Source organism: Pseudomonas shirazensis, assembly GCF_050496565.1.
Classification (GTDB): Bacteria; Pseudomonadota; Gammaproteobacteria; order Pseudomonadales; family Pseudomonadaceae; genus Aquipseudomonas; species Aquipseudomonas shirazensis_A.
Genome location: NZ_JBNWAE010000004.1, coordinates 59,510 through 82,443, shown reverse-complemented (window position 1 = coordinate 82,443; position 22,934 = coordinate 59,510). Strand labels below are relative to the sequence as shown.

The 22,934-nt window shown below is 62.0% G+C and carries 20 protein-coding genes; 5 read left to right on the top strand and 15 right to left on the bottom strand.

Going from position 1 to position 22,934, the window contains the following annotated elements; genetic code table 11:
* Window positions 1–8: 8 nt before the first annotated feature.
* Complete coding sequence (locus tag ACQZ2L_RS07870) at window positions 9–1,574, bottom strand: PQQ-dependent sugar dehydrogenase (protein ID WP_430325533.1); 1,566 nt, start codon at window positions 1,572–1,574, stop codon at window positions 9–11.
* Between the two features lie 202 nt (window positions 1,575–1,776).
* On the opposite strand from ACQZ2L_RS07870, the gene ACQZ2L_RS07865 reads away from it, so the two are divergent.
* On the top strand, window positions 1,777–2,490 hold the full coding sequence (locus ACQZ2L_RS07865) for a helix-turn-helix transcriptional regulator (protein ID WP_430325532.1): 714 nt from the start codon (window positions 1,777–1,779) through the stop codon (window positions 2,488–2,490).
* A 41-nt stretch (window positions 2,491–2,531) separates the two neighbouring features.
* Window positions 2,532–2,852 carry a hypothetical protein gene (locus ACQZ2L_RS07860; protein WP_430325531.1) on the top strand — a complete coding sequence of 107 codons (321 nt, stop codon included), beginning with the start codon at window positions 2,532–2,534 and terminating at the stop codon, window positions 2,850–2,852.
* Here ACQZ2L_RS07860 and ACQZ2L_RS07855 read toward each other — a convergent pair.
* From ACQZ2L_RS07855 to ACQZ2L_RS07845, 3 genes are all read right to left on the bottom strand, one after another.
* Window positions 2,816–3,487: a dTMP kinase gene (locus ACQZ2L_RS07855; RefSeq protein ID WP_430325530.1), complete on the bottom strand. Its 672-nt coding sequence runs from the start codon at window positions 3,485–3,487 to the stop codon at window positions 2,816–2,818. The two genes, ACQZ2L_RS07860 and ACQZ2L_RS07855, sit on opposite strands and share 37 nt — an antisense overlap.
* Before the next feature lie 259 nt (window positions 3,488–3,746).
* Window positions 3,747–4,184, bottom strand: a complete 438-nt coding sequence (locus tag ACQZ2L_RS07850) for a type II 3-dehydroquinate dehydratase (RefSeq protein ID WP_430325529.1) — start codon at window positions 4,182–4,184, stop codon at window positions 3,747–3,749.
* 15 nt (window positions 4,185–4,199) lie between these two features.
* Entirely contained in the window at window positions 4,200–5,555 is a 1,356-nt protein-coding gene (locus ACQZ2L_RS07845; RefSeq protein ID WP_430325528.1) for an MFS transporter, read from the bottom strand.
* A gap of 137 nt (window positions 5,556–5,692) precedes the next feature.
* Here ACQZ2L_RS07845 and ACQZ2L_RS07840 point away from each other — a divergent pair, with 137 nt between their 5' ends.
* Both ACQZ2L_RS07840 and ACQZ2L_RS07835 read left to right on the top strand, forming a co-directional pair.
* Entirely contained in the window at window positions 5,693–6,580 is an 888-nt protein-coding gene (locus tag ACQZ2L_RS07840) for a LysR family transcriptional regulator (protein WP_430325527.1), read from the top strand.
* A gap of 140 nt (window positions 6,581–6,720) precedes the next feature.
* Complete coding sequence (locus ACQZ2L_RS07835; RefSeq protein ID WP_430325526.1) at window positions 6,721–7,908, top strand: MFS transporter; 1,188 nt, start codon at window positions 6,721–6,723, stop codon at window positions 7,906–7,908.
* A gap of 46 nt (window positions 7,909–7,954) precedes the next feature.
* On the opposite strand, the gene ACQZ2L_RS07830 is transcribed toward ACQZ2L_RS07835, so the two are convergent.
* Both ACQZ2L_RS07830 and ACQZ2L_RS07825 read right to left on the bottom strand, forming a co-directional pair.
* Window positions 7,955–9,139 (bottom strand): MFS transporter, encoded by a 1,185-nt coding sequence (locus ACQZ2L_RS07830; RefSeq protein WP_430325525.1) that lies wholly within the window; start codon window positions 9,137–9,139, stop codon window positions 7,955–7,957.
* Between the two features lie 315 nt (window positions 9,140–9,454).
* Window positions 9,455–12,268, bottom strand: a complete 2,814-nt coding sequence (locus ACQZ2L_RS07825) for an HD domain-containing phosphohydrolase (RefSeq protein ID WP_430325718.1) — start codon at window positions 12,266–12,268, stop codon at window positions 9,455–9,457.
* Between the two features lie 383 nt (window positions 12,269–12,651).
* Here ACQZ2L_RS07825 and ACQZ2L_RS07820 point away from each other — a divergent pair, with 383 nt between their 5' ends.
* Window positions 12,652–13,323, top strand: coding sequence for a DUF3313 domain-containing protein (locus tag ACQZ2L_RS07820; protein ID WP_430325524.1), 672 nt, complete (start codon window positions 12,652–12,654; stop codon window positions 13,321–13,323).
* Window positions 13,324–13,390: 67 nt separating this feature from the next.
* Here ACQZ2L_RS07820 and ACQZ2L_RS07815 read toward each other — a convergent pair whose 3' ends face one another.
* The 9 genes from ACQZ2L_RS07815 to ACQZ2L_RS07775 form a co-directional block, all read right to left on the bottom strand.
* The gene (locus ACQZ2L_RS07815; protein ID WP_430325523.1) at window positions 13,391–14,731 is read right to left on the bottom strand and encodes an MFS transporter; all 1,341 of its coding nucleotides are present in this window, start codon (window positions 14,729–14,731) and stop codon (window positions 13,391–13,393) included.
* Window positions 14,732–14,829: 98 nt separating this feature from the next.
* The gene (locus tag ACQZ2L_RS07810; protein ID WP_430325522.1) at window positions 14,830–15,762 is read right to left on the bottom strand and encodes a 3-keto-5-aminohexanoate cleavage protein; all 933 of its coding nucleotides are present in this window, start codon (window positions 15,760–15,762) and stop codon (window positions 14,830–14,832) included.
* Window positions 15,763–15,853: 91 nt separating this feature from the next.
* Window positions 15,854–16,642: an SDR family oxidoreductase gene (locus tag ACQZ2L_RS07805; protein ID WP_314873239.1), complete on the bottom strand. Its 789-nt coding sequence runs from the start codon at window positions 16,640–16,642 to the stop codon at window positions 15,854–15,856.
* Window positions 16,639–17,361: a GntR family transcriptional regulator gene (locus ACQZ2L_RS07800; RefSeq protein WP_430325521.1), complete on the bottom strand. Its 723-nt coding sequence runs from the start codon at window positions 17,359–17,361 to the stop codon at window positions 16,639–16,641. Before ACQZ2L_RS07800 ends, ACQZ2L_RS07805 begins: the two co-directional genes overlap by 4 nt.
* A gap of 271 nt (window positions 17,362–17,632) precedes the next feature.
* Window positions 17,633–18,613, bottom strand: a complete 981-nt coding sequence (locus tag ACQZ2L_RS07795; protein ID WP_430325520.1) for a 2-hydroxyacid dehydrogenase — start codon at window positions 18,611–18,613, stop codon at window positions 17,633–17,635.
* 9 nt (window positions 18,614–18,622) lie between these two features.
* Complete coding sequence (locus ACQZ2L_RS07790) at window positions 18,623–19,909, bottom strand: MFS transporter (RefSeq protein ID WP_430325519.1); 1,287 nt, start codon at window positions 19,907–19,909, stop codon at window positions 18,623–18,625.
* 65 nt (window positions 19,910–19,974) lie between these two features.
* The gene (locus ACQZ2L_RS07785; protein ID WP_430325518.1) at window positions 19,975–20,925 is read right to left on the bottom strand and encodes a sugar kinase; all 951 of its coding nucleotides are present in this window, start codon (window positions 20,923–20,925) and stop codon (window positions 19,975–19,977) included.
* Window positions 20,918–21,697, bottom strand: a complete 780-nt coding sequence (locus ACQZ2L_RS07780) for an AP endonuclease (protein ID WP_430325517.1) — start codon at window positions 21,695–21,697, stop codon at window positions 20,918–20,920. Before ACQZ2L_RS07780 ends, ACQZ2L_RS07785 begins: the two co-directional genes overlap by 8 nt.
* A 63-nt stretch (window positions 21,698–21,760) precedes the next feature.
* Window positions 21,761–22,783 (bottom strand): LacI family DNA-binding transcriptional regulator, encoded by a 1,023-nt coding sequence (locus ACQZ2L_RS07775; protein ID WP_430325516.1) that lies wholly within the window; start codon window positions 22,781–22,783, stop codon window positions 21,761–21,763.
* Window positions 22,784–22,934 lie beyond the last annotated feature (151 nt).

Below are 22,934 nucleotides of genomic sequence, written 5' to 3'. Positions count from 1 at the left end.
CCAGGCAGTCAGCGGGCGGAAATACGCAACAACGTGGCATCCGCTCCGTCAGTCAGTACATAGACGGAGCCATCAGGCGCAACCTTCACATCGCGCATGCGTTGATTGAGGTTGGCCAACAGCAATTGCTGCCCGACTACCTTGCGACCGTCCCGCACTACTCGACGCACCGCCCGCTCTTTAAGCGCAGGCACCAGCAGATCGCCGCGCCAGTCTGGGAACATCGTGCCGCGATACACGGCCAGGCCGGCCGGTGCTATCGATGGTGTCCACTGCACGACTGGATCTTCATAGCCGGCCAGCTGACGCAGTGGCGTCACCTGCGCAAACGGATAGTCAATGCCGCCGGTAACGATGGGCCAGCCATAGTTGCCGCCCGGCACTATCCGATTGATTTCGTCACCACCGCGGGGTCCGTGTTCGCTGAGCAGCAACTCGCCGGTTGCAGGATCGACCGCGATGCCCTGCGGGTTGCGATGGCCCAGGCTGTAGAGCTCGGCAGCGGTGTCTGCCTGATCGATGAAGGGATTGTCCGCCGGTGGCAGGCCATCGCGGTCGAGTCTGACCACGCTGCCCAGCGAATTGGCCCGGTTTTGCGCCTCTTCGCGGCGCGTGCTGCCGTCGCCCACAGTCAGCACCAGGGTCTCATCGGCGAGAAATGCCAGGCGCCCGCCGTTATTGCCGGCGCTGGGCTTGAGCGTGGATTTGAAAAGCACACGGACGTCGTTCAGCGAATTGCCGACCAGTCTTGCCCGCACCAGTTGCGTGCCATTGGCGCCCGCCTCGCCGTAGCCCATGGTCAGGTACAGCAAGCCGTTGTGCTCAAACTGCGGGTCCAGCACGACATCCATCAAGCCGATAACCGAACCTTGCTGGAACAACGCCGGCAGCCCGTCAAGGCTTATCTGTGCAATTGGACCGTCGCTGCTCACGGCCAGCAGCCGCCCTGCCATCTCCGTCACCAATGCGCGGCCATCCGGCAGTAATGCAACCGACCACGGCTGCTTCAATCCACTGGCGACTGTCTGCACCTTGTAGCTATCCGCATCAACGTCAGCAGGTGGCTCGACGCTGGCAGGTGCGGTGACAAAAAACAGGAGGGTCGGGATGCCTATCAGTGCGACTACGGTCAGTGGCCGGCCGCCTCCGTCAATACGCCTCGGCGAGGTCAGATGGGCATACAGCAAGCCCGCGATAATCCCCGTCGAAGCCATCAACATCTGGCCAAGCAGCGTTCTGGTGCCGGGTATAGCCGGCATCGGAATGACCGAGCGCATCAGCCAGAACACCGTCCACAGCCCACACACGCAAGCAGCAGCGAACACCACCGCACGTGGCACGGCTGGCATCTTGCGCAACAGCCAATGCCCCAGTAACAACGCCGGGGTGAGCGTTGCGACTGCAATAGCCATCATGACCGGCGCAAAAGTCATCAAGTCCGCCAGGGTCGTGCGCAGCCTTACCAGTATCGTGATTGGCGCACCCAGGTCGATCAGCTCGCTGAGTACCAGCTGGGTCTGGATGATACTGGCGAGCCCTGCCGTGATCAGGGCTGCTGCGAGTACAGCGATCATCGACCGCGCCTGAGGCCAACCGTTGTTATAGCGCATTGAGATGGCCTCTTCGCTCAGGCAGAATTCGCACGGCATCTAGGCGCTTACAGGAGTTTTCAGTTGCCACTTGCATCAATGCACACCCGACGTGGTTGGCTCGGCACCTGTTGCCTGCCTGGGTTGAGAACGCTCTGCAGTTTGACCTATTCGTCGAGCCGCGCGCATGCGTAAAGCAGACCGTTTGTTTCAGCTGGTCAATCTCATCCGCGTTCACCAGCCAATCAGCGCAGAGCGTCTGGCTGAGAGGATTGGCGTTTCGGTTCGCTCGATCTATCGCTATATCGACGACCTGTCTCTCAGCGGCATCCCTGTTTATGGCACCGCTGGGGTGGGATACGCGCTGGACAGCGATTTCGAGCTGCCGCCGCTGACCTTGAGCAGACTCGAGCTGGACGCGCTTATGCTCGGTGTGGACATGCTTTGCGCCAGTGCAGACAACGATCTGAGCGGCGCGGCTCGCACGCTGTTGAGCAAGATATCCGCCGCTATTACCCACCATGCAGTTGATCCTGGCATGGCCCCGATCAGGGCATTGGGATCAACGCCCACTGCGACCCGAGATCATCTGGCGGTGCTGCGATGGGCGATCGAGCATGCTAGTCCTGTGGAAATCACCTACACCCGCCTAGATGGCATCTGCTCGCAGCGGCAGATCTTCCCGATCGGGCTGTTTTATTGGGGAGGCAAGTGGACAGCCGGCAGTTGGTGCAACACGCGGGCGGCCTATCGTGATTTCAGGGTTGATCGCATTACCTCGATCAACCTGGTCGAACCGCCATTACCGGAGCGGCCAGCACTTGACCTGCAGACCTACATGAAATACCAGGCCAGCCAGTGGCAAGCTGCCCGCGCTACTGACACCACGCTGTCAGTATGAGCTGGTGACAATAGCGCCTTCTCACACTGAAGGTCACTATCATGCAGCACACATCCTCTGTACTCGAGTTGGCGGTTTTTCTGGTCAAGGAAGAATGCGTAGAGCACATTCCGGCATTGCGTGAAGGGCTTCGTGAAACGTTGAAAGGTTTTCCGGGCTTGATTGAATACCGTGCCTACAGCCCCCTCGGCACTGATCGCGTGTTCGCAGACCTGGCGACCTGGGACAGCCTGGAGAACGCTCAAACAGTAGCCAAAGCCTTCAGCGCTGGCGATCCGCGATTCGCGGGGTACATGAATGCAATCGAGAGCCTGACGTTAATGAGTCACTTCCTGCCTGAGGCGCCGGCCAGCACACTCTGAATCTCGGCAACCACCTGCATCGTCGCCTCCTCGACGGTTGCCTCGTTACGGCACAACACCCATCCGTGCTCGGCAACCGCTTGCTCAAACGCTTCGCTGGAGGCGACGTGCTCTTGCAGGGTGTGCATCACGGTACTGTTCAAGCCACGGGAACGTGCCGCTGCCCTGGCCCATGAAATGTGCGGGGCGGTGACGACGCCAACGTGCAGGTCGGGTACCTGCACCTCACGCTCAAGGTTCAGCTGAAGGATCTGCGCAAACGGCACCAGCCGGCGAAAGGCAGCATCGGAGGGATACCAGCGGTCGATCAGAACAATGCTGTCGGCGGGCTGTTTGGGCAGGACGTGCTGTGAGATCCAGGCGCGGCTGTCGGCCAGGCGTTGGCAGATTTGCAACTCAAGGTCCGCACACGGCGTTCGCGCCACCTGGTTGACCAGCGCCATGGTCTCGCCGCGAAACGGGTCACTTTTCTTCTCGCACAGGCGGATGACTTTGTTGCCCTGTGCCCGCAGCGCTTGGGTCACGGTTTCCAGAAGCGTGGTTTTACCGGTGCCTTTGGGGCCGTCGAAGGCAATCAGCAACGGACGACTTACGGGGCCTGCGCTAAGCAAGATCACTACCTTCAATGCGCTCATATCGAGCCGCATTCTACTCTGCTTGGTGAGTGCGGGTGGGAAGTGCTTTGGCCTTGAGCTAGTGCCTCATGGTCATTGTTAATTCTTCTGAATTGATGTCGGCTGGCAAAACTGGGGGCGCTGCGCGCCCCTTTCGCGACACAAGGCCGCTCCTACGTCGACCGCGTCAGGCAAGTGCAACGCGGTCGGCGTAGGAGCGGCCTTGTGTCGCGAAAGGGCTGCGAAGCAGCCCCTAAAGAGCCAAGTACCGACTTTGACCTCAGCCAAGCCGACTGGCCATCGCCCGCAACGCCAGCAGATACCCGTCAACCCCAAGCCCTGCAATCACGCCATTGGCCACCGTCGAGGTAATCGAATGGCGATGCAGCTCATCGCGCGCATGGATGTTGGAAATGTGCACCTCCAGCAACGGTGCCTTGATCAGCTTCATCGCATCCAGCACCGGGATGGAATGGAACGAAAAGCCTGCGGGATTGATGATCACCGCCGCCTCGCGCTCGAAGGCTTCCTGCAACCAGTCAACCATGACTCCCTCATGGTTGGTCTGGCGAAACTCACAGCACAGGTCCAGTTCGTTGGCCAGCTGCGCACAATCGTGCTGCACCTCGGCCAGTGTCGTCGTGCCGTAGATTTCGGGTTCGCGACGGCCCAGCATGTTCAAGTTGGGGCCGTTGAGAATAAAGACTGAACGATTCATGGTCGGACTCTGCATTTACTTAAGATACTGGGGCGAGGCGTTGGCCTGCACTGTGGCGTCGCCGTCGGCTTGGTCGAGATCGATGCCGCGGGTTTCCGGGCCGATCAGAATCATCGCCAGCGACACCAGATTGATCGCGGCGCAAATAGCCACCAGCAACCAGGGTGAATTGCCGGTCTGGCTCATCAGCCACACCGCCAGGATAGGCATCGGCCCGCCGATCAGCAGGTTGGCGCCGGTGTAGGCCAGGGCCGAGCCGCTATAACGCACGTTGGTCGGGAACGCTTCGGCAAAGGCGACGGGCTGGATGCCGCTCTGGAACTGGGTGAAACCGAGGAACAACCCCATCGCCGCCATGATCATTGCCGGTTGCTGGGTATTGAGCATCGGGAAGTAGACCATCAGGATCGCCAGGGTCATGCAGGAGCCGAAAGCCAGGGCCTTCTTGCGCCCCCAACGGTCGCTCAGGTAGCCGCCGGCCAGCGCACCGAATATTGCGCAGACGTTGGCCACCATCAGTGACATGAAGCCCATGGACTGGCTCATGCCGAGGTTTTTGACCAGGTAGCTCAGGCTGAAGATGACGATCAGGTAGAACAGCGCCGCCGGCGAGCAGAAGAACAGCATCAAGCGCAGGATGGTCCGCGAGTGCGTCTTCAGCACATCTTTCAACGGGCTGCCTGCATGGGGCGTCTGGGTCTTCTGCAAGGCAACGAAGGCAGGCGTTTCACTGACCTTGAGCCGAATAAAGATTGCCACCACCACCAGCACGAAACTCATCAGGAAGGGTATGCGCCAGCCAAACGACTCGAACTGCTCGGCACTGAGCAACCCGGCCAGGCCAAGCAATGCGCCGTTGGCAAGGATCTGACTGAGCGGCGAGCACAGGCCGAGAAGCCCTGAATAGAACCCGCGTCGGTCCGAACGTGAATGTTCCAGAGCCATCAGCTGCGCGCCGGTAGACTCGCCGCCCAGCGCGAAGCCCTGGATGATCCGCAGGATCACCAACATGATCGGCGCCCAGATCCCCACCTGCGCGTAAGTCGGCAGCAGCCCCATCAGCACCGAGGCCAGGCCCATCAAGCTGACGGTCGCCAGCATCAAGTTGCGCCGGCCGAGTTTGTCACCCAGATAGCCGCAGGTGATCGCGCCCAGTGGCCGCGCGGCCAGCCCTACGCCAAAGGTCGCGAGCGAGGCGAGCAAGCCGGAGGTGGGCTCCATGGCCGGGAAGAACAACTTGGGCAGAACCGTCGCAGCCACCGCGCCGTAAAGGGTGAAGTCGAACCACTCCAGCGCGGTGCCGATGGTGGCGGCGGTGACCGCCTTCCTGGACATCTGACTATCTGCAGCAGAGGCATCTGTCGTTTTCATGAGTGTCTCAATCATTATTGTTATCGAGCGCCCGTAGCGGACGGTTGTGCTTCTGAGTCGACTCTAGGCGCTTTTACCTGCAAGATAATTATCGAAAACCGGATAAATTCATAAGCTAGCCTTATACAGGTCGAATCATGGAGCTACGTCATCTGCGCGCATTCGTCTGCGCCGCCGAGTTTCAGCACTTCAGCAAGGCTGCTGAACATTTACAGATTGCCCAACCAGCCTTGAGTCAACTGATCAAGACTCTGGAGAGCGAGCTGGCCGTCACGCTATTTCGCCGGGCCAACCGCGGCGTCGAACTGACCGCAGCGGGCGCGGCGTTTCTACCGCATGCGCGGGATGCGCTGCATTCCAGTGAGCTGGCCGTGGCCGCCGCCAAGCGCGCTCGGCGCGGAGAGATCGGCGAAATCACCATCGGCTACCACTCGGCACTGCTCGAGGCCAACCTGCCACAGTTGATTCGGCACTATTTCAGCAGCTATCCGGAAGTTAAGGTGACCCTGCTCGATGCACGCATTCAGGCCCAGTTCGACAAGCTGCTGGAAGGCACCCTCGACATCGGCTTTGCCCGCATCTTCAAGGACCATTTGCCCGCCCGCCTGCGCACCCACTGCTTCAGTACCTCCAGGCTGGTCCTGCTGATGCCTGACAACCATCCTCTGGCAGATACCTTCAACTGCGATCTGGCGAGCCTGCGCCAGGAGAAGTTCATCTTCCTCGAGGACCCGCTCGGCATCGGCCTGACCTCACACATACTGCAGCTTTGTCGGCAGTATCAGTTGCACCCTGCCAACGTCATGCAAGTACCTTCGTTGATGAGCATCCCCGGCCTGATCGCTGCCGGGATCGGCATCAGCATTCTCCCGCAAACCCTCACCCAGCTGAGCATGCCGGGCATTCGTACACTCGAACTCGAGCAGGCCGACATGCACAGCGAGCTGTCGTTGATCACCCGCGTGGACGAGCGCTCACGGGCAGTCATGCATTTTCTGGAAGAGGCGCAAAGCTGGCTGAGATGAGCTTTTTCATTGCGGAGTACATCTGTACTCCGCATGCATTTCAGCATCAGACGGACAATCGATGAACCGCCTCGACGGAGCGTGTTCACATCCATAAACTGGTCAGTTAAACGTTTCAGCGTATTTCAACAAGGATCCCGATGTCAGTACACCAAGCCCCTCCCCCAACCGCCGCCAAAGCCACCGTGGCGAAAATGGAAGCCGCCATGGCCCTGGGCAGCTTTGCCATCGGTACTGGCGAGTTCGCGATCATGGGCCTGATGCCCGACATTGCCAGCAAACTGCACCTGAGCGAACCCCAAGTTGGCCACGCGATCAGTGCCTACGCCCTGGGCGTGGTGGTTGGTGCACCGGCGCTGGCGATTCTCGGCGCCAAGCTACTGCGCAAGCACATGCTGCTGTTGCTGATGGCGCTGTATGCCGCGGGTAACCTGGCGACAGCTTTTGCCCCATCATTCGGTGGCCTGGTTGCGTTCCGCTTTATCAGCGGCCTGCCCCATGGCGCTTATTTTGGTATCGCCGCGGTGGTGGCCTCGAGCATGGTCGCGAGTAACCAGCGCGCCGGGGCGGTGGCGCGCGTGATGCTCGGGCTGACCCTGGCCATGTTGCTGGGCAACCCCGTGGCAACCCTGCTGGGGCAGTACTTTGGCTGGCGGTCGGCGTTCTTGCTGGTGGGCGTGATCGCGCTGTGCACCATTGCCTTGGTCTGGCGCTACGTGCCGCAGCGTGACGATGAAGCACGCAGCGATCCGCGCAAGGAGTTGCAGGCGTTCCGCTTGCCGCAGGTGTGGATGGCGCTGGGCATTGCCGCCGTTGGCTTTGCCGGGATGTTCTGCGTGTTCAGCTATCTGGCGCCCACCATGCTCGAGGTGACCGGCACCTCAGCCCAGATGATCCCCTTTGCCCTGGCGGCGTTTGGCGCAGGCGGCATCATCGGCAACATTGCCGGCGGCAAGCTGTTTGATCGGCTGCAATTTCGTGCAGTGGGCCTGGTTTTGCTCTGGTCGATTGCCGTGCTCCTGTTCTTCACCTACGCCGCTCATGCACTGTGGTCAGTCATGCTCGGCATCGCCCTGGTCGGCAGCATGATCGCCCTGGCAGCGCCGCTGCAGATTCGCTTGATGGACATCGCCCACGAGGCGCCGAGCCTGGCGGCGGCATCCAACCACGCAGCGTTCAACCTGGCTAATGCACTGGGGCCGTGGCTGGGCGGCATGGCGATTACTGCAGGGCTGGGCTGGACCAGCACGGGCTACATCGGCGCGGCGACCGCGTTGTTCGGCCTGGGCCTGTATCTGCTGGCGCGCCGCATGAAGGGCGGCCACTAAGCAAACACGTGGGCGCAACAGTGCTGACTGTTGCGCCCTGCCTCACTCAGGCATACGGCCTTGCCGCAGGCGTGCGCGCATTGAGCAACGGCCGCACCAGGCTGATCAGGCCCAGCACGGCCAGCGCCGCGCCAACCCACAGCGGCGCACGCAGGCCGAAGCCTGCATCGATCGCCTCGCCCCCCGCCCAACTGCCAAAAGCCAAACCAGCGGTGATGACCGAGGTGTGCAGGGTATTGACCAGCGCGCCCGGCTCGGCGGCCTTCATCACCCGCGCGACCATCGCTGGGTTGAGCGCCACGCCGGTAAAACCGATCAGGATAAAGCACAGCAAATTCAGCCAGCGATGCTCGCCGCCCAACGCAAAGCCGGCCATGGCCAGCACCAGCAGCGCCAGGCCCCAGCCCAAGGCGCGGAAGGTGTGCCGCTCGGCGATACGGCCGATGAACAGGTTGCCAAGCACGTTGGCCACGCCGTACAGCGCCAGCAGCGGGGCGACATAGGCGGGCAATATGCCGACTTCGTTGATCAGGATCGGTGTGATGTAGCTGAAGGCTGCAAAGGTCGCCCCGATGATCAGCCCGCTGGTGACGTAAGCATCCCACAGGCTGCGGCTTTTCAGGTCGTCCAGTTGCCGGCGCAGGCTGGGCTGCTCGCCGGCGACGTCCTGCGGTAGCTGGCGTGCAACCAGCAAGGTGCACAGCAGCGCCAAGGCAACGATCATCCAGGCACTGGCGCGCCAGCCGGCGACCTGCTCGATCACCGTGGTCAGCGGCACGCCGGCCACCGGCGACAGCATCAGCCCCGCCAGCACCACCGCGATCGCCCTGCCCCGCGCGGCCAGCGGCACCAGGCCGGCACACAGCGTCATGCACAGGCCAATGCAGGCCGCACTGGCCACGCCCATGATCACTCGCGCCGTCAGCAGGATGGTGTAGCTCGGCGCCACGGCGGACACGCCGGCGGCCAATAGATAGACCACGAGCAACGCGATCAACGCTCGTTTGTTACCAATGCCACGAGAGATCAACAGCACCGTCAGCGGCGGCCCACCGACGGCCATGCCCAGTGCGTAGAAGGCAATCAGGTTGCCGACCTGGGCCAGGCTGACGGAGAAGGCATCAGCCAATGCCGGCATCATCCCGGCCACCATGAACTCGGCGGTGACCAGGGTGAAGATGGTCAAACCTAGCAGGTAGACGGTTGCCGGTAACTTGTACGGGGTAGTCATAGAACGCTCTAACAGAAAAACAGAGCGGGCTACCCTAGGTAGATTTGACTCATCGGTCAAACTTTCGTGAGGGCGATCGATAGCTGGCAGGCATGCTCAAGAGCTTCCCTTTCAAGATCTCTGCATTTTTCTGAATTTCCTGTGGTTCGAGATCGCTGGGGCCGCTTCGCAGCCCTTTCGCGACACAAGGCCGCTCCTAGACTACCGCGTCTGGCAAGTCTATCGCGGTCCCTGTAGGAGCGGCCTTGTGTCGCGAAAGGGCTGCGCAGCGGCCCCGACGATCTAACGACTTACAACTCTAGAAAGGGATGCCCCTCAAAACTCCGCGAACGCGCGCAGATAAGGCTCGATATCAACGTCGTCAAGCTGGTCACTGCGCAAGAAGCGCTCGCCGTACTCGCGATACACGCCGCTGCTTAGAAACAGGCGGAACAGCCCTGGGTCGATGTGCTGATCGCGGGCCATGAAGCCGAGAATCTTGACTGACTCCGACAACGTCTTGGCTGCCTTGTAGGGCCGGTCAGCCGCACTCAGTGCCTCGAAGATATCAGCAATCGCCATCACTCGTTCGGCGATGCTCATGTCGTCTTTTTTCAAACCTCGCGGGTAGCCGCTGCCGTCCATCTTCTCGTGATGGTTGCCGGCAATCTCCGGCACGCGCTTGAGGTGGCTGGGCAACGGTAAGGTGTTGAGCATGATGATGGTCTGCACGATGTGCTCGTTGATCTTGAAGCGCTCTTCGTCAGTCAGGGTGCCGCGACGGATACTCAGGTTGTGCAGTTCGCCATAGTTGTAGGCATGGGCCGGCAGGCGCATGTCAAAGCCCCAGATATTGCGCGGGTCGTTCTTGTCGACCGGCGGCTTGCGCTCACCCCATGGCACCCGATGGTCGACACGATCAGCCAGCAGTTGCTCAGGCGCCGGCAGCAATGACGAGGCCACTGGCGCCAGACGTTCTGCCTCGTCACGGGACAAGCCCAGGCGGTTATCGAAGTTGCGCAGCCACGGGCGCGAACCAATGCTGCGCAAGCGCTCGATATCGGCATCGGACATGAACTCGCCGCCAATGTTGGCACTGGCGATGAAGGCGAACTCGTCCTGCAACTGCGCCCGGGTACTTTCCAGTGCTGCTTGCAGCGTCTGCTGCTCGCCACCTTCAGCCAGGCGCTGCCAATAGAGCAACTCGGCATCGCGCCAGAGCACTTCGAAGCGGGTGCGGATCTCGTGGATGCGGTTGTTCAACGTCTCCAGCTTGGTCGCCTTGTCGACTACGTATTCAGGGCTGGTGACCTTGCCGCAGTCATGCAGCCACGCTGCGATCCTGAACTCATAGCGCTCCAGCGCGTTCATGTGGAACTGCGCGTAAGGCCCACTGTTCGCGGCAATGACACTGTCCATGAGCATTTGCGCCAGCACCGGCACCCGCTGGCAGTGGCCCCCGGTATAGGGGCTTTTGGCGTCGGTGGCATCAGCGAGCAGCTGGATGATGCCGTCGAGCAGGCGTTGCTGGGCCTCGATCAACTGGCGTGTTTCTATGGCCACTGCGGCCGCCCCGGAGAGTTCCTCGACAAACTGGCGAAATGCCGGTGCAACGCTGCCCGAGTGCAGGTGCGCCAGGCCCAGTTGCAACACCAACAGCCCAAGGCGCTGGCCGCTGCGGTCATTCAGCGCCACGGCCATGGTAGGACTCTGGCCAGGCATCGCCTTTTCCACTGCGCTATTCAGTTGATGCGGCTCGTGCACCCCAAGCTGCAGGTCAGCGGGATAGCCCTCATCGCGATAGTGCGCAGCCAGGCGCAATACCTCGCTGTCTTCGCCGGCCAGATAAACAGCGCCGCTGGTGACGGCAGTCGCCTCCACCAGTTCACCCAGCACCTGGCGGAGCATGTCCTCCAGGTTGGTTTCACGGCTCAGGCTGAGGGTGATCGCCTGGAAGTTGTGAATTGTGCGCGACATGCCGCCGAGCACCTCGCTCAGCGCGCTGACCTCGCTGATCCGCGACTCGACCCCGACGCGCCGGCTGAAGTCGAAACTGGCCAGAGCCTGTACTTGCTCGGTCAGCGCCTGCAGCGGCTGGCCAATGCGCCGCGCCAGGGCCCAGCCGATCAGCAGCAGGATGCCGATCAGAAGAATCGTCCAGCGCGCTTCGGCCATCAGCATCTGCCGCGCGCCGCCCAGCAGCTCAGACGCTGGCACTGCGATCAGCAGGCGGATGTCGTGCTGGGTGAATGAAGACAGCGGAACCTGCACGCCGTACCAGTCCTGGCCGGCGGCCTGATAATGGACCGGTTCTGCGCTCTGGTAGTTGTTGACGAACAGCCAGTTGAGGCTGTCGACCGCCAGCTCGTCCAGGCGCGACAAACGCAGCGCCGCGCCGTCCTGAACCACTACCCGTTGCAGGTCTGGGTAAAACACCACCTCGCCGTCACTGCCCACTACCGCCATCTGCGTGCCGGGCGTCATCCGCAGGTCGGCAACTTCACCGCCCAGGTCGTTGACCGAGGCGTCCATGCCTAGCACTGCGCGACCGGTGACGCTGCGTTGGGCAACCGTCAGGCCGATCTCCTTGGTGGTGAAAAAGACATATGGCTTGGTCAACTGGGCAGTCGCGCTGGCCAGGCCCTCGACAAACCAGGGCCGCGTACGCGGGTCAAACTGGTAATCCGCTTTGGCCTGGGTTTGCAGCAACGTCAGCCTTCGGTCGTAAAAGCGCCACTCACCGAGCATCTGCCCACTGCCGTCCAGGCTGATGCTTTGCAACAGGTACGCGGCGCCTTCAGGCGCATGCACGCTCTGGCTGTCGGCCTCGTCGCGCAGGGCCCGCAGTAGCATGAACTCGCCATTCGCATAGCCCACATACACCGCGCTGAGCATGCTGTTGGCGTCCAGGCTGGCCGCCAGCAAGGGCAGACGATCAAGCCGCTGCTGCAGCGTGACGGCCTCGGCCAGCGCGTCATGCGCGAGCAGACGGATCGAGCTGATTACCGGGTTGATCAAACGCTGCGCACGCTCGTTGATAGTGCGCGCCAGCTGGCGACTGGTGTCGGCCGACGCGGCCAGCAAGGTGTGTTCGATGCTGCGGTAGCCCTGGTAGGCCAGCACTGCGCCAAGCGTCAGCGTACTGAACATGATTGCCAGGCCAATCAGGACTTGCAGAGAGAAGCCGCGGCGTGAGGTGTTCAAGGGTCAAGACCTTCTTTGGCATTCGTTGTAGTCCGCAGCTCGAATGCCCGCCGCGCCTGTTCCAACTAATCCTAGCCCAACTCTTTACTTACGCATGGCTGGACTATGCTGATTGACGGTTGCCCAGTTGAGCCAAGTAACAGCGCTGTCACGTACTGGACCCGGCTGCGCTCATTACATGAGCAATGCTGGGCCACGGCGCAACTAGCGGTGCCCTGTTTGACAGCAATCGCAACGCTGCAGCTGGATAGTGTGAAAGGCCGCGAGACGTGGCGATTTCCCCTCGGCAGTGCGATCTCGCCCGAGATCGGTCCACAAGGAGCAACAACATGAAGTCAAAGTTACTGCTGACCGCGTTGTGCGTGGCAACACTTGCAGTGTCTGGCTGTGCCAGCAAGTACGTCGAGTCCAATCAGTATTCTGGATTTCTCAAGGACTACAGTTTGCTCAAGCAGGAGACTTCACCTTCCGGTGCGCCGGTGATGCGCTGGGTCGATCCAAAGCTCGATGCGCGCCGCTACACCAAGGTCTATATCGAACCGAGCCAGCTGTATCCAAAGCCGCAGCCCACAGCCAAGATCCCCGCCAGCACCCTGCAAGGCATCACCCAGTATTACGATCAGGCCCTGCAGCGGGAAATGGCCAGGGTCATGCCGTTGGCCAAGGGGCCAGGCCCAGGGGTGTTGATCGTGCGGCCGGCGATTACGGGGGTGAGTGCCAGCACCAAGAGCCTGCAAGCCTATGAAGTGATCCCGATTGCCCTGATCGCAGCCGGCGTGAGCACCGCGACCGGCATCCGTGATCAGGACACCAGCCTGGCCACTGAAGCGGCCTTCATCGACGCGGGCAACAACAAGGTGGTGGCGCAGGTGGTGCGCAAAGGTGCCGGCGCCGAACTGGATAACGCCGACCAGGTCATGCAGACCAAAGACGTGAAAGCGGTACTCGATGGCTGGGCCAAAGATATGGCCAAGTCGTTCGAGCAGGTCAGAAGCAAATAGTCCAAGGCTACAACCGCAAATGGGCTGCTCTGGCCGGCACCGCCAGCCAGAGCAGCCCAGCGTCGGCTCAGACTACCTGTCGGCGTCCATGCACTTCAGCCTTGGGGACCTTGCGCTCATGCCCTTGACGCAAGCGCAGCGCAGCCAGCGCGGCGAGCACCAGGATCACCGCGATGATCTTCATCCCGTCCATGGCGTTACCCGTAGTTTGCTCGATCATGCCCATCACCGACGGGCCGACAAAGCCGCCCAACAGCCCGCACGAGTTGACGAAGCCCAGCCCACCAGCCAGGGCCGCGCCTTTGAGGCGTGACGCCGGATACAGAAAGATGATCGACTGCACCACAAAGAACATCAGCGCCGACAGGCAGAAGCCCATCAGGCTCAACACCGGCCCTGCCAGCGAGGCGATGCCCAGCCCGGCGGCCATCGTCAGCAACCCGCACACCAGCATCATCCGCGCCCGCTGCGGGGTGGTGGCAAAGCGCGGCAGCGCCATCGCCCCCACGGCGGCGGCGATCCACGGCAACGAGGTCAGCAAGCCGATCTGCAGCGTGGTCAACTCGCCGTATTTGCCGATGATCCCCGGCAGGAAGAAGATCACCGTATACACCGTGATCTGATGGCAGAAGTACACCAGGATCGCCAGGAAGATCTGCGGCGTCAGGCACTGCTTGAGCGAATGGCCGCCCTGCCCTGCACCTTCCTCCTGCTCAGCCGCCAGGCCACGCTCGATCTGCTCGGCCTCAGCCGGGCTCAGCCACGGCGCCTTGCTCGGCCGGTCCGGCAGCTTCTTCCACACGACATAGGCGAAGAACACCGCCGGCAGGCCTTCGAGCATGAACATCCACTGCCAACCACGCCAGCCCCACACGCCATCCAGCTGCATCAGCAACGCGCCCAGCGGGCCGCCGATGATATTGGCGAAGCACACGCCCAGGAGGAAGTAGCCAATCGCCCGCGCGCGTTGCTCGCGGCCAAACCAGTAGGTCAGATAGAGCATCACGCCGGGAAACAGCCCCGCCTCGGCCACGCCCAGCAGCAGGCGCAGGATGTAAAACGAGGTTTCGCCCTGAACAAACGCCATCGCGGCCGAAATCAGCCCCCAGGTCACCATGATGCGGGCGATCCAGAAGCGCGCGCCGACCTTGTGCATGATCAGGTTGCTGGGTACTTCCGACAGCGCGTAGGTCAGAAAGAACAAGCCGGCGCCCAGCCCATAGGCCGCCGCCGAAATGCCCAGGTCTACATCCAGCTGATGCTTGGCCAGGGCGATGTTGGTGCGGTCGAGAAAGCTCAGGATGTACGCCGCAATCAGAAACGGCATCAGCTTGATGAAGATGACCTTGTTCAGCGTGGCTGAATCACGGGGTGTGGCAGCGCTATCGATGTTTCTTGTAATTGTCATCGCACAAACCTCATGGCTTGAGTAGCCGGTGGATGCTGAAGGTACTGGCAGCCGGGCCCAACGCCCCGCTGCACAGAATCCGCGAGGTGACGCCGGGGCTAGAAGTCGACCTTGTCCTGGCCTTTGAGGTCGAGCATTTCCCGGGCTTCATCCGGCGTCGCTACCCGCGCGCCGAGCGCTTCGATCACGCTACGGATGCGTTTGACCTGGTCGGCATTGGACGCGGCCAGCTGGCCTGGGCCGTCCCACAGCGAATCTTCCAGACCAACCCGTACATGGCTGCCCATTGCCAGGCCCATGGTACCCAGCGGGATCTGGTTGCGCCCGGCGCCCAGGATCGACCATTGATAAGCGTCGCCAAACAGCCGATCAGCCGTCCGGCGCATATGCGCGAGGTCTTCCGGGTGGCCGCCGATACCGCCGCGCAGGCCAAACACCGACTGGATGAAGATCGGTGCCTTGAGCAGGTCGCGCTGGAGGAAGTGCGCCGCGGTATACAGGTGGCCGATGTCATAGCACTCGATTTCGAAACGGGTGCGGTTCTCGGCGCAGGCATTGAGTATGTGCGCGATGTCGCGGAAGGTATTGCGGAAGATCCGGTCGTCACTTTCCGCCAGGTATGGCCGCTCCCAGTCATGCTTGAACTCGGTAAAGCGCTCGAGCATTTCGTACAGACCGAAGTTCATCGAGCCCATGTTCAGTGACGCCAGCTCCGGTTTGAGCTGAGCGACCGGCTGCAGGCGCTCTTCAACGCCCATGGTTGGCGCACCGCCGGTGGTGATGTTGATCACGACATCGCTCTTGGCCTTGATCTGCGGCAAGAACTGGCGGAACAGATCAACGTCCTGGCTGGGCCGGCCATCGATCGGGTCACGTGCATGCAGGTGGACAATGGCAGCGCCGGCTTTGGCGGCACCAATGGCGGCATCGGCAATTTGCTGCGGGGTAATCGGCAGATGCGGCGACATCGACGGCGTATGGATAGCGCCGGTGACCGCGCAGGTAATGATGATCGGGCGTTTTTTGGACATGCGAATTTCTCCATTCTTGTTCTTGGTGAGAAAGCGAATACGTCAGCAGCAGGGCAGCAGCCCCGCCGTTACTGCATGAGGGGTCGAGCCGTTACAGGTACTCGACGTTGCCATCCACGCTGATGGCCTGGCCGGTCACGTTGCGTGCCGCCGGTGAACACAGGAACAGCGCCATGGCGGCGACGTCTTCGGCAGTGACCATGCGTTTGAGCGAGATCTTCTGCAGGTACTCGTCACGCATCGCCGCCTCAGGCACGTTCAACTGCTCGGCCCGGGCACGAATCACGCCGTCCATGCGCGGCCCTTCGACGATGCCCGGGAGCAAGGCGTTGACGCGGATATCGCTCTCGCCCAGTTCGCTGGCCAGGGATTTCATCAGGCCAACGATCGCCCATTTGGTGGCGGCATAAGGCGTACGCCAGGCATAGCCAAGGCGGCCTGCCACCGACGCGATGTGAATCAGATGAGCATTCGGCGAGGCTTTGAGCAGCGGCACAGCATGGTGAGCGAAGCGGTATTGCCCGGTCAGGTTGATATCGACGGTGCGCTGCCATTCTTCGTCGGTGACGGCGTCGATACCCGCCGTCGGCCCGGCGATCCCGGCGTTGTTGATCAGCACATCGAGGCCGCCGAACTGCTCGCGCTGGACCTTGAACACGGCTTCGATCTGCGCCGGGTCGCCTACATCGGCCTTGGTCGCCACGCTGTCCGGGTAACGATCACGAAACGCCGCCAGGGCCGCTTCGCTGACATCGCAGACATGCACCTTGGCGCCGGCCTCCATGTACGCCGCAGCCAGCACCTCGCCGATGCCGGCGGCGCCGCCAGAGATCAATACGCGCAGGCCGCTGTAGGGGATCAGTCGGTTCAGAACACTCATGCTTTTTTAACTCCTGAAGCAGGCGACCTGGAACGGTCGCTCTTGACGATCAGGCGCGCCAGCGAGTCGGCCGCCTGCATGATGTCGTCGGTGACTGCAGCCCGCGCGGCAGCACCATCACCGGCCTGCAAGGCTTCGACGATGCGGTTGTGCGCCTCCATCGAGCGTTGCAGGTGGGCCTTGTCCGGCGCCACCAGAGCAAAGCATGGGCCCATGTGCAGCCAGAAGTTCTCCACTGCGGCGACGGTCAACTCGGCGTTGGCCACCGCGTAGATGCGCCGGTGAAAGGCAAAGTTGATCCACAGATAACGCGCCACATCGACGTTGTCGGCGGCGTGCTGCATCTGTTCGCAGAGTTGAGTGATTTCGGCCAGGTCGCGCTGGGTCAGCAGCACCACGGCTTTCTCGGCCAGCAAGCCTTCAAGCGCTACCCGCGCGTCGCGGATTTCGCGCAGGCGCTCCGGGGTCATCATGCGCACCCGCAGGCGGGCTGTTTCGGTGACTTCGAAGGCGTTTTCGGCGCTCAAGCGGTTGAGTGCTTCGCGTACAGGCATCGGGCTTGAACCCAAAGCTTCGGCCAGGCCGCGAATGGTCAGCTTCTGGCCAGGCTGAAAGCGGCCGCTCATCAGCGCTTCACGGATCTGGCGGTAGACCTGGTCCTGCAGTGTGTCGCGCGACACCGGGCGCATTACCGGCAGGAGGGTTGGGCGATCAGTCATGGGCAGACTCACATATTGGCGTTGTTATGGGCTCAATATGTGATCACAAATAACATATGTCAATTGGTTTGTTGAAGCTCTTCTCTCTGGGGGCTTTTACATTGCGGCCGTTTCGGAGTACGCCGGGGCTGCTCTGCAGCCCTTTCGCGACACAAGGCCGCTCCTACAGTTGACCGCGTAGTCAGGACCTTGCGCGGTCGGTGTAGGAGCGGCCTTGCCGGGGCGCCGGACCGGTCGGAAAGGGGCGCAAAGCGCCCCCCAGCAATGCCGGCTAGCGCATAGCCCAAACCTGCGGATTGACCAGATTCTGCGGCCGCTGACCTACCAACGCACAAAGCAGATTGTCCACAGCGCAGCGGGCCATGGCCTGGCGAGTTTCGTGGGTCGCCGAGCCGATATGCGGCGTTGCTACCACGTTATCCAATTGCAGCAACGGCGAATCAACCGCCAATGGCTCCTTGACGAACACATCCAGCCCCGCCCCGCGAATGCGCTGCTCACGTAACGCTTCGATCAGCGCATTCTCATCCACCACCCGGCCACGCGAGATGTTGATCAAGATGGCCTCGGGTTTCATCAGGCCAAGTTCCCGCGCGCCGATAAGCCCTTCTGTAGCAGCACTCAGCGGCACAGTCAGGCAGACAAAGTCAGACTCCTGCAGCAACCCATCAAGGCTGCGGCAGGCCGCGCCATAAAGTGCCTCGACCGCAGGTTTGGGCTGACGGCTGTGATACACCACACGCATGCCAAACCCGGCAGCAGCGCGCTTGGCCAAAGCTTCGCCAATGCGCCCCATACCAACGATGCCTAGCGTTTTACCGTGAACATCGGTGCCGAAGTGATCCGGCCCCAGATTGGCCTGCCAGTGCCCTGCCCGCACCCAACTGGCGAGTTCGACTACTCTACGCGCCGTCGCCAGGATCAAGGCAAAGCCAGTATCGGCGGTGGTTTCGGTAAGCACATCGGGGGTATTGGTGAGGACGATGCCGCGCCGGGTCAGGTCAGCGATGTCGTAGTTGTCGACCCCCACCGAAACGCTGGCCACCACCTCCAGTTGCGGCGCCAGGTCCAGCAGGCTGCTGTCCAGGCGCAGGCTGGCTCCGAGCAGGCCATGGGCGTGGGGCAAGGCATCGCGCAGACGGGCCAGGCCATCCGCCTGCGCGGTGTCGACGAAGATCACTTCAGCCTGCTCGCGCAGGCGACCGAGCAAATCATCGGACAAGCGCTTGTACAGGACTATGGTCTTTTTCATGGCAGTTCCTTAGTGATTCAGAGCCAGGCCGCCAGCGCGACGCTTGGGCTGAGCCTGGGGTGTACGCAGTGCGACCGTAAGCGCGACCGCCGTCAGCAACGCACCGCACATGAACAGATAAGAGGCGCCTGGCCCGCCGGTGGCGCCGTTGAGGTAGCCGACCAGCCACGAACCACCGAACGAACCCAGCGCGCCCATGCTGTTGATCAAGGCCATCGCCCCGCCTGCGACGTTGCTCGGCAGAATCTCCGGCACGATCGCGAAAAACGGGCCATACGGCGCGTACATGCAGGCGCCGGCCAGCACCAGCAGGGCGTACGACCACCAGAAGTGCTCGCTGCCCAGCGCATACGAGCCGTAGAACGCCAGCGCGGCAATCAGCAACGGTGGCCAGACAAAGCGCTTGCGCTTTTGCAGCCGGTCCGAGGCCCACGACACGCCGACCATGGCCAGCACCGCCGCCAGGTACGGCACCGATGACAACCAGCCCGCCGTGACGATATCGACATTGGCGGCCTGCTTGAGGATCGACGGCAGCCACAGCACAAAGCCGTACACGCCGATGCTCCAGCAGAAGTACTGCAACGACAGCACGATGACCTGCGGCGAGCGGAACGCCTCGCGGTAGTTTTTGACCGGTTTGATGCCCTGCTGCTCAGCCGCCAGCGCCGTTTGCAACTGGTCCTTCTCCTGCTGGCTGAGCCAGCTCACCTGGGCCGGCTTGTCCGCCGCCAGGCGCCACCAGATAAAGGCCCAGAGCACCGCCGGCAAGCCTTCGATGATGAACATCCAGCGCCAGTCGTAATGCTTGATCAAGTAACCCGACACCACCGACATCCACAGGATCGTCACCGGGTTGCCGAGCATCAGGAAGGTGTTGGCCCGCGAGCGTTCGGCGCGGGTAAACCAGTGGCACAGGTAGATCAGCATCGCCGGCATCACTGCCGCCTCGACCACCCCGAGCAGAAAGCGGATGGCGATCAGAAAGTACACATTGCTGATCATCCCGGTCAGCGTCGCCAGCCCGCCCCAGAGAATCAGGCTGACGAAGATCAGCTTCTTGACGCTGCGTTTTTCCGCATAGATGGCCCCGGGCACCTGAAAGAAGAAGTAACCGAGAAAGAACAACGCACCGAGCAAGGACGACAAGGCCGGGGTGATCTTGAGGTCGTCGGCCATGCCCGAGGCTGCGGCAAAGCCATAATTGGCGCGGTCCAGATAGGCCAGGCTGTAGGTAATGAACACGATCGGGATGATGTACCACCACCGGCGACGCGCGAGGCTGGTCGTTTGCATGAGGTGTGCTCCTGAGCTTGGTTGTTTTTGTTGCACCAGGTGCCGGCTAACCGGCGATCAGCGATTCAGGCGCAGCTGCGCCGGTTGTACAGTTCCAGTTCACTGCGCAGCGGCAGCGCTTCCATATCGCCGCGCGACTGCACGGCGCGGCTGCCGCACCAGTTGCCGCGGGCAACCGCTTCGCCCAGCGGGTAGCCTTCGAGCAAGCCGCTGACGACGCCTACTGCAAAGGCATCGCCCGCGCCGACGGTGTCAACTACCTGCGCAACAGCGAATGCCGGCACCCAGCCCTCTGCGTCTGCGCTGCAGAAGTAAGCGCCCTCGCCGCCCAGCTTGATCACTACCAGCTCGACGCCTTGCTGCAGATAAAACGCGGCGATGTCAGCTGGGCTTTGTCGACCTGTGAGCAAACGGCCCTCTTCAAGGCCTGGCAGCACCCAGTTGGCTTTGACTGCCAGCGCGTTGACCTCGCGGATCATGCTGGCCTGGTCAGGCCATAACGATGGGCGCAGATTGGGATCGAACGAGATGCTCCGGCCAGCGCTGCGCATGGCGTCGACCAAGCCATGCGACAACGCCCGGCAGCCGGCCGACAGCGCCAGCGGAATACCGGTGGCATGCAGATGCCCGGCGCTGGTCAACTGTGCGTTCAGCAGCTGCGGCGACATATGACTGGCCGCCGAGTTGCGGCGGAAATATTCAACCGCGGGGTCGCTGCCATCATCGCAGCGGGCCTTGAGCTGAAAGCCGGTGGCATGCTCGGGATCGACTTGCACCGCCGTGCAATCCAGGCCCTCCTTGATCAAGCTGTCCAGCACGAAGCGGCCCAACGAGTCATTGCCGACCCGGCTCAGCCAACGCACCTTGAAGCCCAGCCGCGACAAACCGATAGCAACGTTGCTGTCGGCACCGGCAATGCGTTTGCCGAACTGGCCGACTTTCGCCAACTCACCGGTTTGTTCGGCGACGAACATGGCCATGGTCTCGCCAAAGCACAACACGTCATGGTCAGGCATGGCTCACCTCCGTAGTCAGCGCAAGCCGAGCGAGGTTGTTGACCTGGGCGCGGGTTACCGCCAGCAGGTCGTCACCGACCAGAGGAAATTCGACCGCGCGCACCACTGCCGGGCTGAACTCGGCGAACAGCGCTTCCCAAGCCAGCAGATCAGCGGCCCGTGGCGGCACCGTAACCAGGCGGCCATTGGCCTGGCGCTCGACCGCCTTGCAGTGCACGTAGCGCACCCAGCGGCCCAGTTCGTGAGCGGCTTGAGCTGCCGATTCATCCTGCCAGCGCCAGTTGCCGATATCGAAAGTCATGCCCAGCGGCAGTGACAGGGACTCACTGCGCAGAAGGAACTGCAGCATCGGCTCGATCCGCCCGCCGTGCGCAGTCTGGTCGTTTTCAACCAGCAGCATTGGGCCATCCGCAGAGAGTTGCGCAGCCAGCGCCGTCAGGTCACAGCGCGGCTGATAGTGACCAAGGGAAACCTTGAGTGCCACCGCGCCCAAGGCCCTGGTGGTCTGTAGCTTGGCAGGCAACGCCGGGTTCAATTGGCCGTTCTCCAGCCACAGCTCCAGCGGCGAGGAATACAGGCACTCCATGCCTGACGTGCGAATTGCGGCAGACAGTTGCGGGCAATCCGGCGGGCTGGCGAACAGTTCTTCGCGCAGCTCGACGCGATTGACGCCGGCCGCAGCCAGCATCGGCACGAAACTGGCCTGGCCACGTTGGCGGACGAGATCAGCGCCGTAGCTGGAAAGGCTGATGGAAACGGGGTTCGAGCGCATTGTTATTATCCTTATGAAACCGGTTTCATTTCGATACAACGCAAATGGACGTGAGTCCGTTATTCAGATACGGGGGTTGGTCGATCCGCGAACGATCAGCTCGGCCTTGAGGTCGATGCGCTGCGCCGCAGCGTTACCGCCACGCAACCGTTCGAGCAGGCAGTTGAAAGCCATCGCGCCGATGCGTTCGGTAGGTTGCGCCAGCGCGGTGATACCGCTGCCGACCAACGGGTGCCAGTCGAGTTCGTCGAGGGCGATCAGGCCGACATCCTCGAACAATCTGCAGCCGCGCTCGTGCAAGGCGCGAGTGACGGCCAGGGTGGCCACGCCGTTGAAGGTGAAAATCGCTTGCGGGCCATGCCCGCTGGCGCCGAGGAAATTGCCCAGACAGGCGGGCAAATCAGCCGCACACTCCAGGATCTGCTGGCGCATGCCGGGGCGGCGATTGATCGATGCGGTAAAGGCTTGCACCCGCTCCAGCCGCGAGCTGGTGCCGTCGAGCGGCTCACTGACCGCCAGAATGTCGCGATAACCGCGGGCCTGCAGGTGGTCCAGCGCCTGCTCGACCGCATCGGCGTTATCCAGCCCGACCATATCGGCATTGAGCTGCGGCACCTGACGGTCGACCAGCACCATGGGAATATCCCGGTGCAACGCCAGCAGCTCGCCCTGGTGGTGGCCGAGGGTGTTCACGATCAGCCCTTCGACGTTGTAGGACTGCAGCACGCGCAGGTGATGGCTCTCTTGCTCGTCATCGCGGTTGGTGTTGCACAGCACCAGGCTGTAGCCGTGCTCGCGGCAGGCGGTTTCGACGCCGCGCATCACGGCCACTGAATAGGGGTTGAGAATATCGGCGACGAGCATGCCGATCAGCCGCGTCTGGCCGCGCTTGAGGCCCCGGGCCATTTGGTTTGGCCGGTAGCCAAGACGTTCGATGACTTCGGCCAGGCGCTGCGCAGTGGCATCGGCGAGCAACTGCCGGTCGCCACCGATATAGCGCGACACAGTCGCCTTGGACACGCCGGCGACCCTTGCAACCTGGCTGATGGTGACCCGCTCACGCGGGCTGGACGGTATATCGGTCATCTGAGGTCTCTTGTGATTATTGTTTGAGACGGGCTATGAAACCGGTTTCAATACATCAAAAGTCGAGACCTAAGTCACCTACCGCTCGTCGGATCCGCACTGAATATTACGCTGCCCTGCCGCCAAACCAGCGCAGGGCAGCGTGCTGCCG